Origin of the sequence: Rhodococcus sp. NPDC047139 (assembly GCF_040643435.1) — a bacterium.
Classification (GTDB): domain Bacteria; phylum Actinomycetota; class Actinomycetes; order Mycobacteriales; family Mycobacteriaceae; genus Rhodococcus.
This window is the reverse complement of record NZ_JBEYUH010000007.1, coordinates 221,871-236,940: the sequence shown is the minus strand read 5'-3', so window position 1 is coordinate 236,940 and position 15,070 is coordinate 221,871. Positions and strand designations below refer to the sequence as shown.

17 protein-coding genes are annotated in these 15,070 nt (G+C 67.5%); 3 read left to right on the top strand and 14 right to left on the bottom strand.

The features are described 5' to 3' along the window. Nucleotides 1-28 precede the first annotated feature (28 nt). The 6 genes from fusA to ABZ789_RS11970 form a co-directional block, all read right to left on the bottom strand. Complete coding sequence (fusA, locus tag ABZ789_RS11995) at nucleotides 29-2,131, bottom strand: elongation factor G (protein ID WP_358423780.1); 2,103 nt, start codon at nucleotides 2,129-2,131, stop codon at nucleotides 29-31. 145 nt (nucleotides 2,132-2,276) lie between these two features. Next, nucleotides 2,277-2,747, bottom strand: coding sequence for a 30S ribosomal protein S7 (gene rpsG / locus ABZ789_RS11990; protein ID WP_016690891.1), 471 nt, complete (start codon nucleotides 2,745-2,747; stop codon nucleotides 2,277-2,279). Continuing rightward, a complete protein-coding gene (gene rpsL / locus ABZ789_RS11985; RefSeq protein WP_241386411.1) occupies nucleotides 2,747-3,121 on the bottom strand; it encodes a 30S ribosomal protein S12 in 375 nt (124 codons plus the stop codon). Before rpsL ends, rpsG begins: the two co-directional genes overlap by 1 nt. A 323-nt stretch (nucleotides 3,122-3,444) precedes the next feature. Further along, a complete protein-coding gene (locus ABZ789_RS11980; RefSeq protein WP_358423775.1) occupies nucleotides 3,445-3,996 on the bottom strand; it encodes a DUF3558 domain-containing protein in 552 nt (183 codons plus the stop codon). Continuing rightward, nucleotides 3,993-4,544, bottom strand: coding sequence for a DUF3558 domain-containing protein (locus ABZ789_RS11975; protein ID WP_358423772.1), 552 nt, complete (start codon nucleotides 4,542-4,544; stop codon nucleotides 3,993-3,995). Before ABZ789_RS11975 ends, ABZ789_RS11980 begins: the two co-directional genes overlap by 4 nt. 10 nt (nucleotides 4,545-4,554) lie before the next feature. Then, nucleotides 4,555-5,184, bottom strand: a complete 630-nt coding sequence (locus ABZ789_RS11970; RefSeq protein ID WP_358423769.1) for a TetR/AcrR family transcriptional regulator — start codon at nucleotides 5,182-5,184, stop codon at nucleotides 4,555-4,557. 128 nt (nucleotides 5,185-5,312) lie between these two features. Here ABZ789_RS11970 and ABZ789_RS11965 point away from each other — a divergent pair, with 128 nt between their 5' ends. Then, the gene (locus tag ABZ789_RS11965; RefSeq protein ID WP_358423766.1) at nucleotides 5,313-5,954 is read left to right on the top strand and encodes a TetR/AcrR family transcriptional regulator; all 642 of its coding nucleotides are present in this window, start codon (nucleotides 5,313-5,315) and stop codon (nucleotides 5,952-5,954) included. On the opposite strand, the gene ABZ789_RS11960 is transcribed toward ABZ789_RS11965, so the two are convergent. The 3 genes from ABZ789_RS11960 to ABZ789_RS11950 are packed head-to-tail and all read right to left on the bottom strand — an operon-like array spanning nucleotide 5,908 to nucleotide 9,106. Further along, complete coding sequence (locus ABZ789_RS11960) at nucleotides 5,908-7,068, bottom strand: acyl-CoA dehydrogenase family protein (RefSeq protein WP_358423762.1); 1,161 nt, start codon at nucleotides 7,066-7,068, stop codon at nucleotides 5,908-5,910. The two genes, ABZ789_RS11965 and ABZ789_RS11960, sit on opposite strands and share 47 nt — an antisense overlap. 47 nt (nucleotides 7,069-7,115) lie before the next feature. Then, the gene (locus tag ABZ789_RS11955; protein ID WP_358423759.1) at nucleotides 7,116-8,258 is read right to left on the bottom strand and encodes an acyl-CoA dehydrogenase family protein; all 1,143 of its coding nucleotides are present in this window, start codon (nucleotides 8,256-8,258) and stop codon (nucleotides 7,116-7,118) included. A gap of 53 nt (nucleotides 8,259-8,311) precedes the next feature. Then, entirely contained in the window at nucleotides 8,312-9,106 is a 795-nt protein-coding gene (locus ABZ789_RS11950) for a TIGR03084 family metal-binding protein (protein WP_358423757.1), read from the bottom strand. Between the two features lie 93 nt (nucleotides 9,107-9,199). Between ABZ789_RS11950 and ABZ789_RS11945 the strand changes: the two genes are divergently transcribed. Beyond that, nucleotides 9,200-10,063, top strand: a complete 864-nt coding sequence (locus tag ABZ789_RS11945) for an EamA family transporter (protein ID WP_358423754.1) — start codon at nucleotides 9,200-9,202, stop codon at nucleotides 10,061-10,063. 6 nt (nucleotides 10,064-10,069) lie between these two features. Here the strand turns inward: ABZ789_RS11945 and ABZ789_RS11940 are convergent, their stop codons facing one another. Further along, nucleotides 10,070-10,963 carry a LysR family transcriptional regulator gene (locus tag ABZ789_RS11940; RefSeq protein WP_358423751.1) on the bottom strand — a complete coding sequence of 298 codons (894 nt, stop codon included), beginning with the start codon at nucleotides 10,961-10,963 and terminating at the stop codon, nucleotides 10,070-10,072. Nucleotides 10,964-11,064: 101 nt separating this feature from the next. On the opposite strand from ABZ789_RS11940, the gene ABZ789_RS11935 reads away from it, so the two are divergent. Beyond that, nucleotides 11,065-12,090 (top strand): putative sulfate exporter family transporter, encoded by a 1,026-nt coding sequence (locus ABZ789_RS11935; RefSeq protein ID WP_358423748.1) that lies wholly within the window; start codon nucleotides 11,065-11,067, stop codon nucleotides 12,088-12,090. Here ABZ789_RS11935 and ABZ789_RS11930 read toward each other — a convergent pair. The 4 genes from ABZ789_RS11930 to ABZ789_RS11915 all read right to left on the bottom strand — a co-directional run bounded on the left by ABZ789_RS11930 (nucleotide 12,077) and on the right by ABZ789_RS11915 (nucleotide 15,033). Continuing rightward, entirely contained in the window at nucleotides 12,077-12,409 is a 333-nt protein-coding gene (locus tag ABZ789_RS11930) for a DUF202 domain-containing protein (protein ID WP_358423745.1), read from the bottom strand. The genes ABZ789_RS11935 and ABZ789_RS11930 overlap by 14 nt on opposite strands. A gap of 12 nt (nucleotides 12,410-12,421) precedes the next feature. Next, nucleotides 12,422-12,787, bottom strand: a complete 366-nt coding sequence (locus ABZ789_RS11925; RefSeq protein ID WP_358423742.1) for a DUF202 domain-containing protein — start codon at nucleotides 12,785-12,787, stop codon at nucleotides 12,422-12,424. A gap of 26 nt (nucleotides 12,788-12,813) precedes the next feature. Then, complete coding sequence (locus tag ABZ789_RS11920; protein WP_358423739.1) at nucleotides 12,814-13,269, bottom strand: Rieske (2Fe-2S) protein; 456 nt, start codon at nucleotides 13,267-13,269, stop codon at nucleotides 12,814-12,816. Between the two features lie 87 nt (nucleotides 13,270-13,356). Further along, nucleotides 13,357-15,033: an FAD-dependent oxidoreductase gene (locus tag ABZ789_RS11915; RefSeq protein WP_358423736.1), complete on the bottom strand. Its 1,677-nt coding sequence runs from the start codon at nucleotides 15,031-15,033 to the stop codon at nucleotides 13,357-13,359. Nucleotides 15,034-15,070: the final 37 nt, after the last annotated feature.

Genomic DNA, 15,070 nt, shown 5'->3' with positions numbered 1-15,070 from the left:
TGCAGGTGACCGAGGGATAACCCGAAGGCTACTCTCCGGTCGCCTTGGCGATGATTTCCTTCGAGACGTTCGAGGGAACCTCTGCGTAGGAATCGAACACCATGGAGAAGTTCGCGCGGCCCTGGGTCTTCGACCGCAGATCACCGATGTAACCGAACATCTCCGAGAGCGGAACCAGCGCCTTCACGACACGGGCACCACTGCGTTCCTCCATGGCCTGGATCTGGCCACGGCGGGAGTTCAGGTCGCCGATCACTTCACCCATGTAGTCCTCGGGGGTGGTGACCTCGACCGCCATCAGAGGCTCGAGGATCACCGGGGCAGCCTTGCGGGCCGCTTCCTTCAGTGCCTGCGAGCCTGCGATCTTGAACGCCATTTCGGACGAGTCGACGTCGTGGTACGCACCGTCGATGAGGGTGACCTTCAGGTTCACCAGCGGGTAGCCGGCGAGCACACCGTACTGCATGGCGTCCTGAGCACCCGCGTCCACCGAGGGGATGTACTCGCGGGGGATGCGACCGCCGGTGACCTTGTTCTCGAACTCGTAGGTCGCGCCGTCCTCGCCCACGAAGGGCTCGAGGCCGATGATGACCTTCGCGAACTGGCCGGATCCACCGGTCTGCTTCTTGTGCGTGAACTCGAGCTTCTCGACCGGCTTGGTGATCGTCTCGCGGTAGGCGACCTGCGGCTTGCCGACGTTGGCCTCGACCTTGAACTCGCGCTTCATGCGATCGACGAGGATGTCGAGGTGGAGCTCGCCCATACCGCCGATGACGGTCTGGCCGGTCTCGTCGTCGAGCTCGACCGAGAAGGTCGGGTCCTCTTCGGCGAGCTTCTGGATAGCCGTCGACAGCTTCTCCTGGTCGGCCTTCGACTTCGGCTCGATGGAGACCTGGATGACCGGGTCCGGGAAGGTCATGGACTCGAGCACGATCGGGGCGTCCTGCGCGCACAGGGTGTCGCCGGTCGTGGTGTCCTTCAGGCCGATCATCGCGTAGATGTGGCCGGCCACGGCCTCGTCGACCGGGTTCTCCTTGTTGGCATGCATCTGGAACAGCTTGCCGACGCGTTCCTTCTTGCCCTTGGTCGAGTTGAGCACCTGGGTGCCCGAGTCGATCCGGCCGGAGTACACGCGGACGAAGGTCAGCTTGCCGAAGAAGGGGTGCGCAGCGATCTTGAAGGCGAGCGCGGAGAACGGCTCGTCCTTCGAGGGCTTACGACGCATCTCCTCTTCTTCGTTACCGACCGCGTGGCCGATGACGTCGCCGATGTCGAGCGGGTTCGGCAGGTAGTCGATGACCGCGTCGAGCATGGGCTGGATGCCCTTGTTCTTGAACGCGGAGCCGCAGAGCACCGGGTACAGCTCGGAGGCGACCGTCAGCTTGCGGATGGCGCCCTTGATCTCGTCGACGGTGAGCTCTTCGCCGCCGAAGTACTTCTCCATGAGCTCTTCGTCGGACTCGGCGACCGTCTCGAGCAGCTTCTCGCGGTACTCGGCAGCCTTGTCGGCGAGATCGGCCGGGATCTCCTCGATGGTCGGCTCGGCACCGATCTCGGTGACGCCGCGCCAGGTGATGGCCTTCATCTCGACGAGGTCGACGACACCGTCGAAGTTGTCCTCGGCACCGATGGGAAGCTGCAGAACCAGCGGCTTCGCTCCGAGGCGGTCGATGATCGTCTGCACGGTGAAGTAGAAGTCCGCGCCCATCTTGTCCATCTTGTTGACGAAGCAGATGCGCGGGACGTCGTACTTGGCAGCCTGTCGCCAGACCTGCTCGGACTGGGGCTCGACGCCCTCCTTGCCGTCGAACACGGCGACCGCGCCGTCGAGGACGCGCAGCGACCGCTCGACCTCGACCGTGAAGTCGACGTGGCCGGGGGTGTCGATGATGTTGATCTGGTTCTTGTTCCAGAAGCAGGTCACGGCAGCGGAGGTGATGGTGATACCCCGCTCCTTCTCCTGCTCCATCCAGTCGGTGGTCGAGGCACCGTCGTGGGTCTCACCGATCTTGTAATTGACACCGGTGTAGAAGAGGATGCGCTCGGTGGTGGTGGTCTTGCCGGCATCGATGTGCGCCATGATGCCGATATTGCGGACCTTGTTCAGGTCGGTCAGCACTTCCTGTGCCACAGGTAACCCCGCTCGTAGCTCGTGTCGGTCCTTGGGTGCGGACCACATGTTCTTGTGTTGTCAGCCGGCCTTTACGGGACCGACACAGTTGTGCGAGCAGCCGGCCGGGAGGTCCGTGATGACAGGCCTCCCGGCCGGCGTCGACTCACCAGCGGTAGTGCGCGAACGCCTTGTTGGCTTCAGCCATCTTGTGCGTGTCCTCGCGGCGCTTCACGGATGCGCCGAGGCCGTTGCTCGCGTCGAGGAGCTCGTTGGCGAGCCGCTCGACCATGGTCTTCTCGCGACGCTGACGCGCGAAGGTCACCAGCCAGCGCAGCGCGAGGGTGGTGGAACGACCGGGGCGAACCTCGACCGGCACCTGGTAGGTGGCGCCACCGACGCGGCGGCTGCGAACCTCGAGGGCGGGCTTGACGTTGTCCAGCGCGCGCTTGAGGGTGACGACCGGATCCGTGCCGGTCTTCTCGCGTGCCTGCTCGAGCGCCTGGTAGACGATGCGCTCGGCGGTGGACTTCTTGCCGTCCAGAAGGATCTTGTTGACCAGCTGGGTGACCAGCGGCGATCCGTAGACCGGATCGGCGATCAACGGGCGCTTGGGAGCGGGACCTTTACGTGGCATCAGCCCTTCTCCTTCTTCGCTCCGTAGCGGCTGCGAGCCTGCTTGCGGTTCTTGACACCCTGGGTGTCGAGCGAACCGCGGATGATCTTGTAGCGCACACCCGGGAGGTCCTTCACACGACCGCCACGCACGAGCACCATCGAGTGCTCCTGGAGGTTGTGGCCCTCACCGGGGATGTAGGCGGTGACCTCGACCTGAGAGGTCAGGCGCACACGGGCGACCTTCCGCAGAGCCGAGTTCGGCTTCTTCGGGGTGGTGGTGTACACGCGAGTGCACACGCCGCGGCGCTGGGGGCTGCCCTTGAGCGCCGCGCTCTTGACCTTGGTGGCCTTGTCGCGGCGGCCCTTGCGGACCAGCTGATTGATGGTTGGCATTAACCGGCTTTCTTCGTTGTCTGAAGCTGCTCACTACGAGCAACCTCGGCTGTTCTGAAATTAGGGATCCATCGGTTGGGGCAAGAAAGCTGCTGCCCCTCACTCGCCCCTCGTGTGCACACGAGGTCGGGTGTGTCGCGTACCCCCACACAGGCAGCCGGGGGCTCGCACCTGCAGATTTCTACAGACCGCGCGCACGGCACTACCTCGCATAGGCACACAGACCGGCCCGGGCATGCCGGACACGACCCACAACGATACCCGTCGGGCGCGCATGAGGTCAAAGTGATGCGGCGCTCTTCTCCGAGGATCCGCCCACACCGTCAACTGCTGAGGTTCAGGGTGAGCCGAGCCAACGTAGCAGCAGCTTCGCAGGGGTCCATTCCTCCGGAGGTGTATTGCACCCACCAACCGAAGATGCCTGTCGTCGAGGCGCCGGAACTGACCCCACACGACAGGGGATCACCCGGTCGGCGCATCTGCAGAGCCCGCCGGCCTTCGATCGTGGTGTCCTCGATCTCGTACCCGAGCCCCTCACCGGCGGCCCGTTCGTGATCGAGTGAACCTGTCTCGAACCAGTTGAACGTGATTTTCACTACTCCGGTGGGTCCTTCGCCGTCCCACCGGCAGATCGCGCCGAAGAATCCGCGATAGACGAAATCCGCACCCACTGCTTCGGCGATTTTCTCGTCGGCGACCGCATCGCACTCGGTCAGCAGCCGGGTGTACTCGGTACCCCCACCACCGGCACCGCCGCCCGCACCCTCCGGCACCGGTTGCCCTTCGATGCTGCGCGTGCAACCGGTGAGCAGAGCCGACACCGTCAGCAGGCCGGCCAGACCGGTAGCGCAGGCGCGGACCCGCTCGCCGGTCATTTCTGCACCCTCTCGACGCTCGTCGTCGCCAGGTCGCGTGCGACCACACATGCGTCCGCGGCGGGTGTGAAGTTCGAGTACGAGATCGACCAGTGAATGAAGTCGCCCCCGAAGTCCACGCCGATCTCACACAGGGTGGTCTGCCCGATCTCGTTCTGATAGGACCCCATGAATCCGGCTCGTCCGCCGATCTCGACGTCCACGGCGGGCCTGCCGATGAGATCCGAGCCGGCGCGTTCACGACCGATGGGACTTCCCCGATACCACGAGAAGCTCACGCTGGGACCACCGACGAAATTCTCCCACTGGCAACCCACCGAATTGCGCGTCACCGTGGTGAACGCTCCGAGACCGAAGGCTGCCGCCACCTCGTCGTCGGAGAGGGCGCCGCACTCGTCGAACAACGGACCGGGCCGGGTCACGGACGAGGTCGCCGGAGCTGCGGACTGCCCGGCGTCGCCGGATTCCCCGCATGCCACTGCACCGAGGCCGACGGCCGCGGCCGTCACCACGACAGCCGTCGTCCTTCCGATACGCAGGCCAGGCATGGCCGGAAGACTACCGAGCCGAACCCGCCTGCGTGCGGCGACTCCTGGACTCGTCCAGCACCGCATCGAGCTGTGTGGCCCAGTGCCGGACGATCTCGCGTCGACGGGACGAGTCGTCCGTCAACACGTCGGCCAGACCCAGGCCCCGCGCGAGATCCAATGTCGCCTGGACCATCCGGTGGACAACCGGATCGGTGTCGTCGGCGCGCAGCTGCTCGACGGCCACGGCGTGCGAGACACGCCCGAACTTCTCCTCGAGCGGCAGGAGCATTTCACGCAACGCGGGGTCGGCTGCCGCAGCCGTCCACACCTGCAGAGCAGCTTTGAACATGTTGCCGGTGCACTGGTCGACGATCCGCTCGACGACCGCTTCCGTGCGGGTCACACCGCCCGGCACATCGAACGTTTCGGTGCGCACGCGTTCGATACGGCTGTCGAACATGAACTCGAGCGCCGCGGTGATGAGATCCTCGCGGGTGGGGAAGTGATGCTGGGTCGCTCCACGCGAAACTCCCGCCCGTTCGGCCACTACCCCCACTGTGGTTGCGGCCCATCCCGACTCGGCGAGGCAATCGATCGTCGCTTCGAGCAGTCGCCGCCGCGTGGCGCGACTGCGGTCCTGCTTCGGCTCCCGGACCATCGCGTCGACCTCCTCGTCCCGTCACGACTGTTCTCATGCCGAACGGGTATACGTACACCACAGAACCGTACGCAAAGCTCATCATCCGTACACTCATAGATCAGGTCGGGGTGAAAGGGGAGCACCTAGTGGCGACCATCGTCAGGCGCGAGGACTACTTCGACGCCGCCTTGGCCATCCTGGCCACCAACGACCATGCCGGACTGAAGCAGGCGAGACTGTGCAGTCACCTGGAGGTGACGACCGGCTCGTTCTACAACTATTTCGAGAGCTGGAGGCACTTCAAGGAAGAATTCCTCCAGCACTGGCTCGAGCACCAGACTCTCCAGCTCACTGCCGCGGCGCGCCTCGAAGGTTCGATGCCCCGACGACTTCGGTTGCTCATCGACTTCGCATGCGGACTGCCGCACTCCGCCGAGTCCGCCATCCGAGGTTGGGCGCACAGCGACCCGAGAGTCCACGAGGTGCAGTGCCAGGTGGACGAACTCCGCTACGCCGTGGTGGCCGAAGCGGTGGCACCCATTCTCGGACCGAAGGAAACGGCGGAGCAGTTCGCCCGCACAGCCCTGTACTCGCTCGTGGGATACCAGCAGAGCCTGCCCCTGCAGGACGTGAGCTCGCTGCGATGGTCTCTCGATTTCCTGCTGCAGACTCTGCTCTGCCGGATCGACCAGGACCCCTCCTGCCCTCGGACTCCGGGATTCCGGAGTCCGAGGCCACGGTCTAGTACGACTTCGGCAAGCCGAGCGAATGCTGGGCCACAAAGTTGAGGATCATCTCCCGGCTGACCGGTGCCACGCGCGCGATCCGCGCGGCGCCCAGCATCGCCGCAAGACCGTACTCACGGGTCAGCCCGGCGCCGCCGTGAGTCTGGATCGCCTGGTCCAGGGCGGCGATCGCAGCCTCCCCCGCGGCGTACTTGGCCATGTTCGCGGCCTCTGCGGCACCGAAGTCGTCACCGCCGTCGTAGAGGGCGGCGGCCTTCTGCATCATGAGCTTGGCGAGTTCGAGTTCGATCTTCCGCTGTGCCAGCGGGTGCGCGATGCCCTGATGCGCCCCGATGGGCTGTTTCCACACGGTGCGCTCGTTGGCGTAGCGCACCGCGGCATCGAGGGCGTACCGGCCCATGCCGACCGCCATCGCCGCACCCATGATCCGTTCGGGATTCAGCCCGGCGAACAGCTGCATCAGTGCGGCCTCCGGCTCGCCGACGAGGGCGTCGGCGGGAAGGCGCACGTCGTCGAAGAAGAGGGAGAACTGGTAGTCGGGCTCGAGGATGTCCATCTCCATCGGGGTCTTGGTGAACCCCGGCGCATCGGTCGGCACGATGAACAGGGCGGGGCGGAGCTTGCCCGTCTTGGCATCCTCGGTCCGGGAGACCACGAGCACGGCGTCGGCCTGGTCGACACCGGAGATGTACACCTTGCTGCCCGAGAGGATCCAGTCGTCACCGTCGCGGCGCGCGATGGTGGTGATGTTGTGCGAGTTGGAACCGGCGTCGGCCTCGGTGATACCGAAGGCCATGATGCGCGAGCCGTCGGCGAGGCCCGGGAGCCACTGCTGCTTCTGGGCCTCGGTGCCGTACTTGGAGATGATCGTTCCGCAGATCGCGGGTGAGACCACCACGAGCAGCAGGCCACACCCCTTGGCGGAGAGCTCCTCCTGTACGAGTGCGAGTTCGTAGATGCCGGCGCCACCGCCCCCGTATTCCTCCGGGAGGTTCACGCCGAGGAAACCGAGCTTGGACGCCTCGGCCCACAGTTCGGTGAGCGGCTGGTGCTCGCGCGACTTGGGGAGCACGTAGTCGACGTAGTTGTAGCGTTCTGCCAGCGCCGCCACCGCAGCGCGCAGTTCCTTCTGCTCGGCGGTTTCGATGATGCTCACAAGATGCCTTCCGGTCGTTTGCGGATGCGGTTGTTTCGGATGTGGGATCAGGCGCCGTATCCCAGCCTCTTGGCTGCGAGTTCGGTGAGGATCTCGGTGGTGCCGCCGCCGATGCCGAGGATGCGCATGTCGCGGTACTGCCGTTCGACCTCGGATTCGGCCATGTAACCCAGTCCGCCGAACAATTGCACCGCCTGATGCGCAACCCACTCCCCCGCCTCGACGGCGGTGTTCTTCGCAAAACACACCTCCGCGATCAGGTCGGTCTCGCCCGCGACGGCCCGCTCGGTGACGTATCGGGTGTAGACGCGAGCGACGTCGATGCGACGGGTCATCTCGGAGAGCGTGCGCTGCACGGACTGCCGGGTGATCAGCGGCCGGCCGAAGGTCTCGCGAGTTCGGCACCAGGCGACCGTCAGGTCGAGACACCGCTGCGCACCGGAATAGGCCTGTGCGGCGAGGGCGATCCGTTCGGACACGAAACCTTGCGCGATCTGCCAGAAGCCCGTGTTCTCGGCACCGACGAGGTTGCCGACGGGGACGCGTACGTCGGAGAAGGACAGCTCTGCGGTGTCCGACGCGCGCCAGCCCATCTTGTCGAGCTTGCGGGAGACCGTGAATCCGGGGCTGTCCTTCTCGATCACGAGGAGCGAGACTCCCCCGGCGCCGGGACCTCCGGTACGGACGGCCGTGACCACGAAATCGGCTCGGCACCCCGAGGTGATGTAGGTCTTGGCACCGTTGACGACGTAGTGATCACCGTCGCGCACCGCTGTAGTGGTGAGGTGGCCGACATCGGAGCCGCCACCCGGTTCGGTGATTGCCAGCGACCCGATGAGTTCGCCTTCGAGCGTGGGGCGTACCCACCTGTCGATCTGGCCGGGGTCGCCGGCAGCGATGAGGTGCGGAAGCGCGATTCCGCAGGTGAACAGGGACGAGAACGCCCCTCCGGAGGCACCCGCTTCGTGGAACGCCTCGCAAACGGTCAGCGTGTCTGCGCCGTCTCCGCCGGAACCACCGACCTCCTCGGGGAACCCGACGCCCAGCAGACCGACTTTCGCAGCCGTGCGATGCAGTTCGCGGGGCAACTCCCCCGCCCGCTCCCACTCGTCGAGGTACGGAAGGATCTCGCGATTCACGAAGCCGGTGACGGTCTCGCGGAGCGCACGGCGCTCGGGTGTGGTCCACATACTGACGGTGTCTCCGAACTGTCGTTGCGATGGCCGGCGGCGAGCGAGTCCGCTCAGGAACCGGACGAGAGAGGTGCGCGCCCGGTCCCGGGAGCCCCGGCGAAAGCCTGGGCCAGGCCGAGCCATTCGTCGGCGTCGGTGCCGTCGGCGACGAGGCTGGTGTCGTCGCGGTGGATGCGCTGGGTGACCAACAGGCAGAAATCGAGAGCCGGTCCGGTGACCGACTGCGTCGCATCACTCGGCCCCCATTCCCACGACTCACCGTCGGGGGCGGTGAGTGCTACGCGGAACGGTTCGGCCGGTGGCGTGCGATCGCGGATGATGTATGCGAAGTCGCGGGTCCGTACTCCGAGATGCGCGATGTTCTTCAAGCGGGCGGTGGGCGTTCGGGCGACACCGAGCGCGTCTGCGATATCTCCTCCGTGCGCCCAGGTCTCCATCAGCCGTGCAGTCGCCATCGAGGCCGGGGACATCGGCGGCCCGAACCACAGGATCTTCGAGCCGCGCGGCACCTCGGCGAGAGCGTCCGCCAGCTCACGGCGCGTGTCGCGCCAGTCGGCGAGCAGATCGGCCGGGGGGCGGGCGGCCTGTTCGTCGGCGCCGGCATCGACGAAGCCCAGCGGATTCCCGAACGCCGCTTCGACCATCGCGACGAAGGCATCCGGCTCACGTATCGCGGTCAGTGCTGCCCGGTCGGTCCACAACAGGTGGCCGATCTGGTGGGCTACGGTCCAGCCGGAAGCGGGAGTGGGCAACTTCCAGGCGTCTTCGGACAAATTCGCGACGAGCTCGTCGAGGTCGTCACCTTCGGCGCGGAGATCGTCGAGCACCGCGTTCAGATCGGCCATGCGGCAAGCGTCACACGTCGCCTCCACAAAATCAAGCACTCATGATTGTTTTCTGCGGGCGCGGCCTTCGCCCTTTTCGGACAGACTGACGTGATGAGCCACGGCGACCGCGCACATTCCGTCGTGCCGGTCGCCTCAGTCCTCGGAGCAGTGCTGTCGATGCAGTTCGGAGCAGCATTCGCCGCGACCCTGTTCGACCGGGCGGGCGCGCTCGGCACCGTGACCCTGCGTCTCGTCTTCGCGGCCGCGATCCTGTGCGTGTTCACCCGGCCTCCGATGCGGCGGTGGACACGCCTGCAGTGGCAGACCGTAGCGATGCTCGGCGCGAGTCTCGCTCTGATGAACACCGCCTTCTATGCTGCGCTGACGCGATTGCCCCTGGCCGCGACCGTCACCATCGAGTTCCTCGGACCGCTCGGACTGGCCGCGATACTGTCGCGACGCGCCCGGGACGCACTGTGGCTTCTGCTCGCGTCGGCCGGGGTGGCGCTGCTCGGCGTCGGCGACGGGGCCGGGCTCTCCACCGGACTCGATCCGGTGGGCGTCGCCTTCGCGCTGGTCGCCGCAGCGGGATGGGCGTGGTACATCGTGGCCGGCTCGCGCGTGGCCACGACCCTGCCCGGGTCCGCCGGTCTGGCCGGGGCCACTGCCATCGCAGCCGTCGTCGTCCTGCCGTTCGGGGCGGTGTCGGCCGGCACGCAGCTCGTCCGGCCCGACCTCGCTCTCGCGGGCCTCGCCGTGGCGCTGCTGTCGTCGGCGATTCCGTACACGCTCGAGATACGCGCCCTGCGCGACCTTCCGCCGAAGGTGTTCGCCATCCTCATCGCGCTCGAACCGGCCGCGGCCGCACTCGCAGGTCTCGTGGTTCTCGGCCAACTCGTCGAGCCCCTCGCCGCCGTGGGTATCGCCTTCGTCGTGGCAGCAGGTATCGGTGCGCTACGCCACTCGCGGACGTGACCGGCGTCAGCGGCCACGCGTGATCATGCGGATCAGCTCCCCGGCCGGACCGGAGAGCGCCCGCGGAGGCCGCCAGACCGCGCGCAGCACGCGTTGCAGGTCGAGGCCGTCCACCTCGACCGACACCAGCCGACCGGAGCCCAGATGCTCCTCCACCGCGAGAGTGCTGAGCACGGCCGGTCCGGTGCCGTCGAGCACACTCGTACGGACCGCAGCCCCGCTCCCGAGTTCGAGCAGGGGCGTCGCTCGTTCGTACTCCTGAAGGGCGAGATCGAGGGTGCGGCGCGTTCCGGAACCCTCCTCGCGCACGACCAGCGGAGTGGCGGCGAGTTCGGCCACGGTGAGCGGACGGCGTCGCCGCGCCCACGAATGCCCCGGTGGCACGACCACGAGGAGGCGGTCGCGTGCCACCGCCACACTGTGCAATCCACCGGGAACGGTCGGCCCTTCCACGAACCCGACATGGCATCCGCCGTCCGCGACGACCTCGCACACTCGCACCGAGTTGTGGACCTGCAGCTGGATCTGGACGTCGTCCCGGATCAGGCGGAAGGCGCCGAGCCATCGCGGGATGAGATGTTCGGCGACGGTCATGGACGCGGCGACGATCAGTTCGGGTTGCTGCTCTACGCGCAGGGCGGCAGCGGCGTCGAGCAGGCGACCGGCGTCGGCGAGCACCTCCCGCGCCCAGTGCGCCACCACCGTGCCTTCGGGAGTGAGTACCGACCCGGTACGGCCCCGGCGTACGAGAACGACCCCCAGCTGCCGTTCGAGCCGGCGGAGGGCGCGGGTCGCGTTGGGCTGAGCCAGACCGGCAGCTCGGGCAGCGGCACCGAGTCCGCCCCGGTCGTCGATCCCGACGAGCAGTTCCAGAGCGAGAAGATCGGGCCAACTGGTCATGCACAGACGATATGCGTCTTCGCCGATGCATATCGATTCGATATGACCTCATGCGTGATCGACGGCTGGTGCGGGAGGCGCCGGGGCGGAAGGGTCGGAGCATGCCCACCGTCCACGCACCCTCGTCCCGGCCGACCGCCGTCCCGGGCCTGCTGGTCGCCACCTCGGGCGCGCTCGTCGCGCTGGCGGCGGCCCACCTGATGCCGGGAACGAGTCCGCTGCTCGTCGCGATCGTCCTCGGCGTGGTCGTGGCGAACGCGGGCCTTCCGGCGGCTGCCACCTGCGTCCTCGAGCCGGGTCTGGGTGTGGCGTCGAAGCGACTGCTGCGCGTGGGCGTCGCTCTCCTCGGCTTGCAGCTCGCGGTCTCCGAACTCGCCGATCTGGGCTGGGGAACAGCGCTGGTCGCGGCGACGGTCGTCGTAGCGGGCATCGGCGGATCTCTCGCCTTCGGCCGGTGGCTCGGCGTGGGCTGGACACAGCGCCTGCTCATCGCGTGCGGGTTCTCGATCTGCGGTGCAGCGGCAGCGGCAGCGGTCGACGGCGTGATCGATTCTCGCAAGCGCGAACTCGTGACCACGGTTGCGCTCGTGGTGGTGTTCGGCACGGCGATGATCCCGCTCGTTCCGCTCGTCGCGGAGTTGTGTGGACTCGGACCGCGGACCGCCGGGCTCTGGGCGGGCGCGGCGATTCACGAGGTCGCTCAGGTCGTCGCCACCGGCACCGCTCTCGACGCCGCTGCGGGAGGAGTCCTCGCGGCGGCAGTAACGGTCAAGCTCGCGCGGGTCGCCCTGCTTGCTCCGGTGGTCTCGATCATCGGCGTCGTCGCCCGTCGCCGCGGCGACGCACGCGGCGACGATGAGGCACCCCCGATCATGCCGTTCTTCCTGCTGGGTTTTCTCGCATGCGTCGCCCTGCGATCGACGGGACTGCTCGGCCCCCTCGCCCTGGACACGGCGCAGACCGTACAGACCGCGCTGCTCACGACCGCGATGTTCGCACTGGGGGCAGGGGTGCGCCGGGAGGTGCTCCGCGGAGTGGGGTGGCGCCCGATCGCGCTCGCAGCGGCGGCAACCGTCTGGGTCGCGGCGGTGGCACTGGCCGGCGTGCTGTCGGTCAGTCCTCGGTGAGGATCAGTACCACCGACGAGATCGTGAGCACCATGACCGTGACGGTGACGGCGAGATTGCGCCACCAGAAGTAGGGCGCGCGACCTTCGACCAGACCGCGCACCCGCGCGCGGTGCCCCACCCGGCCCGCTAGCAGCACCACGAGAGCCGGCGCGAGACAGACGAGCCCGATGGTCGCGACCACGGGGCCAGGACCGGGAACGAACCTCATGAAGCCGAGCACCACTGCCCCGAGTACGGCACCGGTGCGCATCCACGCCAAGCTGGTCCGCTCGGGCTGCAACCCCACGTCGCCGTGTTGCAGATCGTCCGGCCTCACCGCGCCCCCTTCTCACCGGATGATCGCGACGGCGAGCACCACCCCTGCGGCCGCGAGGGCCGCGGCGAGCAGATAGGCCGTCCACGGCACCGGAAGGGGACGTCCGGTCCGCATCGCGTGTTCGACACTGTGCCAGCGGATGAGCGCGAAGACCACGAGCACGGTAGCGAAGGCGAGAAGGGTACAGACGACCGTCGTGCGGACTCCCCCGGAGATGATGTCGCCTGCGAACGCCTCGAGTCCGATCGCCGCGGCGATGATGCCGAGCGAGGTGCGAACCCACGCCAGGAAAGTGCGCTCGTTGGCGAGCGTGAAGCGAGGATCGGGATCGTTGCCTTCGCGCAGCGCCTTCGGGCGCCAGCCTCCGCGGGTCTCCACGGAGCGGACTCTATCCCCGCAGACGGTCAGCCCACGACGAGATCGGATCCGCGAGCCGCCACGGGACGGGACTTCAGGGGGCGTTTCGCCGGTCCATCGACCGGCACCCCGTCGAGGTCGAAGCGGCTGCCGTGACACGGGCAGATGATGCGGTCGCCCTCGACACCGCTGAGATTGCACCCCTGGTGACTGCAGATCGCGATGAAGGCGCGGAAGTCGCCCTCCGCGGGCTGGGTGAGGACGAGCCTGTCCGATTCGAGGAGCACGCCACCACCGACCGGCACGTCGGCGACGGCCGCGACGACCTCGGCTTCGGGGCCGGGGGGCGCGGTGGTTGTGGGTGCCTGCGCTGCCGGCCGATCCTCACCGGCGTCACCGGACGATCCGCAGGCTGTCAGTGCCGCCCCGGCGGCAACCACGCCCGCGCCTCCGATGAGTGTGCGTCGCGTCAACGCCGTACGGTCGAGGAAATCGTTGCTCATGCACATGTCCGTTCGGGTCGAGATCTGGTCTCCCGAGCCTATCGACGAACGTTCGAACGGGCCGCGACCTGGGTCACCTGCACGCCACTACCTGCGCAGCGACGCGAGCAGCGGCAGGCGACGACGGCGGCGGCCGACCTCGACGAGGGTCTCCCGATCGGTGATCTTGACCCGCGGGCGGCCCTGGTCACGCCCGGCCCTGCGCTCGGCGGAATCGATCGCCTTCCAACCGTCCAGGTCCACACGATCCGGCCTGCGCCGGTCGAGCAGTCTGTTCAACGCACGGCGGTCGCCACGAGGTGCGGTGAGCACCCCGGAGTCGAAATCGGACAGCAGCGCTGCGACCGTCTGCTTCGCGCAACCCTTGTTGGTCCCGATGACGCCGCTCGGCCCGCGCTTGGCCCAGCCGGTGACGTAGACGCCGGTGTCGACGCGACCACCGGTGTTGGGGACGACACCGCGGGCGTCGTCGAACGGCACTCCCGGCACGGGTACCCCGCGATAGCCGATCGACCGCAGAACGAGCGTCGCGGGCAGATCCTCGAACCGGCCGGTGGGACGGGCGGTGAGGCGAGCCCCGTCCTCGACGAGTTCGGTGCGTTCGACCCGCACACCGGTCACGTGGTCGGCTCCGAGGAGTTCACTCGGCGCGGCGAGATAGCGGAAGACGATACGGCGGTGACCGGGACGCACGGGGCGTCGGGCGTACTCGCGGGCGAGCCGCACACGCAGCGCGGTGGCCGGATCGTCTTCTGCGGCGCGCGCGCTGAGCGGATCGAGTTCGAGCTCCGCTTCGTCGATCACTACATCGACACCTGCGAGCTCGCCGAGGGCGAGGAATTCCGGATTGCTGTACGCGGCCTGGGCCGGACCACGCCGTCCGAGTAACACGACTTCCCGGATGTTGCTCGCCCGCAGTGCCTTCAGCGCGTGGTCGGCGATATCGGTGCGCGCGAGCTCGTCGACGTCCATCGTGAGGATCCGCGCGACGTCCAGAGCGACGTTGCCGTTCCCGACGATCACGGCGCGTTCACCGGACAAGTCGAAATCGCGGTCGGCGTAGTCGGGATGGCCGTTGTACCAGGCGACGAACTCGGTGGCGGCATGACTGCCGGGCAGATCCTCCCCGCTGATGCCGAGTCGCCGATCGGACGACGCCCCCGTCGCGTAGATCACGGCGTGATGGTGGTCGAGCAGCTCCGTGTGGGTGATATCGCGACCGACCTCGGTGTCGAGATGGAGGGCGAACTCGTCTCGCCGGAACGACCATTCGAACGACTCCGTGACAGCCTTGGTCCCAGGATGATCGGGAGCGACACCGGCACGCACCAACCCGAAGGGGGTCGGGAGCCGATCGAACATCTCGACCTCGACGTCGGATCGTTCGAGCAGTTCCTGCGCGGCGTAGCAGGCGGCGGGACCGGCACCGACGATCGCGACCCGCAAGGTCCCGCGATCGCGCGGGGGCGCCGGAGTGGGTGCGAGAGGTTGCCAGCCCTCCGGCGCGGGGTGGCTCTCGTACCACGCTGCGTTGATCTCGGCGAACCGGGCCTGGGAGGGGGCGAGCTTGTCGTCGGGAAGGATCGCCTCGACCGGGCAGGCATCGGCACACGCACCGCAGTCGATACAGGTCTGCGGGTCGATGTGCAGCATCTCCGCCGTCGCGAATTCGGGCTCGTCAGGCGAGGGATGGATGCAGTTCACGGGGCAGACCGCGACACAACTCGCGTCGTTGCAGCAGGTCTGGGTGATCACGTAGGCCATGGAAAGGTCCTCGCAAGCCGGGCGGAGTACCCGCCAA

Coding starts and splice junctions, on each gene's coding strand:
- rpsG (WP_016690891.1), bottom strand. CDS start 2,747: ATGCCACGTAAAGGTCCCGCTCCCAAGCGCCCGTTGATCGCCGATCCG.
- rpsL (WP_241386411.1), bottom strand. CDS start 3,121: ATGCCAACCATCAATCAGCTGGTCCGCAAGGGCCGCCGCGACAAGGCC.
- ABZ789_RS11980 (WP_358423775.1), bottom strand. CDS start 3,996: ATGACCGGCGAGCGGGTCCGCGCCTGCGCTACCGGTCTGGCCGGCCTG.
- ABZ789_RS11975 (WP_358423772.1), bottom strand. CDS start 4,544: ATGCCTGGCCTGCGTATCGGAAGGACGACGGCTGTCGTGGTGACGGCC.
- ABZ789_RS11970 (WP_358423769.1), bottom strand. CDS start 5,184: ATGGTCCGGGAGCCGAAGCAGGACCGCAGTCGCGCCACGCGGCGGCGA.
- ABZ789_RS11955 (WP_358423759.1), bottom strand. CDS start 8,258: ATGTGGACCACACCCGAGCGCCGTGCGCTCCGCGAGACCGTCACCGGC.
- ABZ789_RS11950 (WP_358423757.1), bottom strand. CDS start 9,106: ATGGCCGATCTGAACGCGGTGCTCGACGATCTCCGCGCCGAAGGTGAC.
- ABZ789_RS11945 (WP_358423754.1), top strand. CDS start 9,200: ATGAGCCACGGCGACCGCGCACATTCCGTCGTGCCGGTCGCCTCAGTC.
- ABZ789_RS11940 (WP_358423751.1), bottom strand. CDS start 10,963: ATGACCAGTTGGCCCGATCTTCTCGCTCTGGAACTGCTCGTCGGGATC.
- ABZ789_RS11935 (WP_358423748.1), top strand. CDS start 11,065: ATGCCCACCGTCCACGCACCCTCGTCCCGGCCGACCGCCGTCCCGGGC.
- ABZ789_RS11920 (WP_358423739.1), bottom strand. CDS start 13,269: ATGAGCAACGATTTCCTCGACCGTACGGCGTTGACGCGACGCACACTC.
- ABZ789_RS11915 (WP_358423736.1), bottom strand. CDS start 15,033: ATGGCCTACGTGATCACCCAGACCTGCTGCAACGACGCGAGTTGTGTC.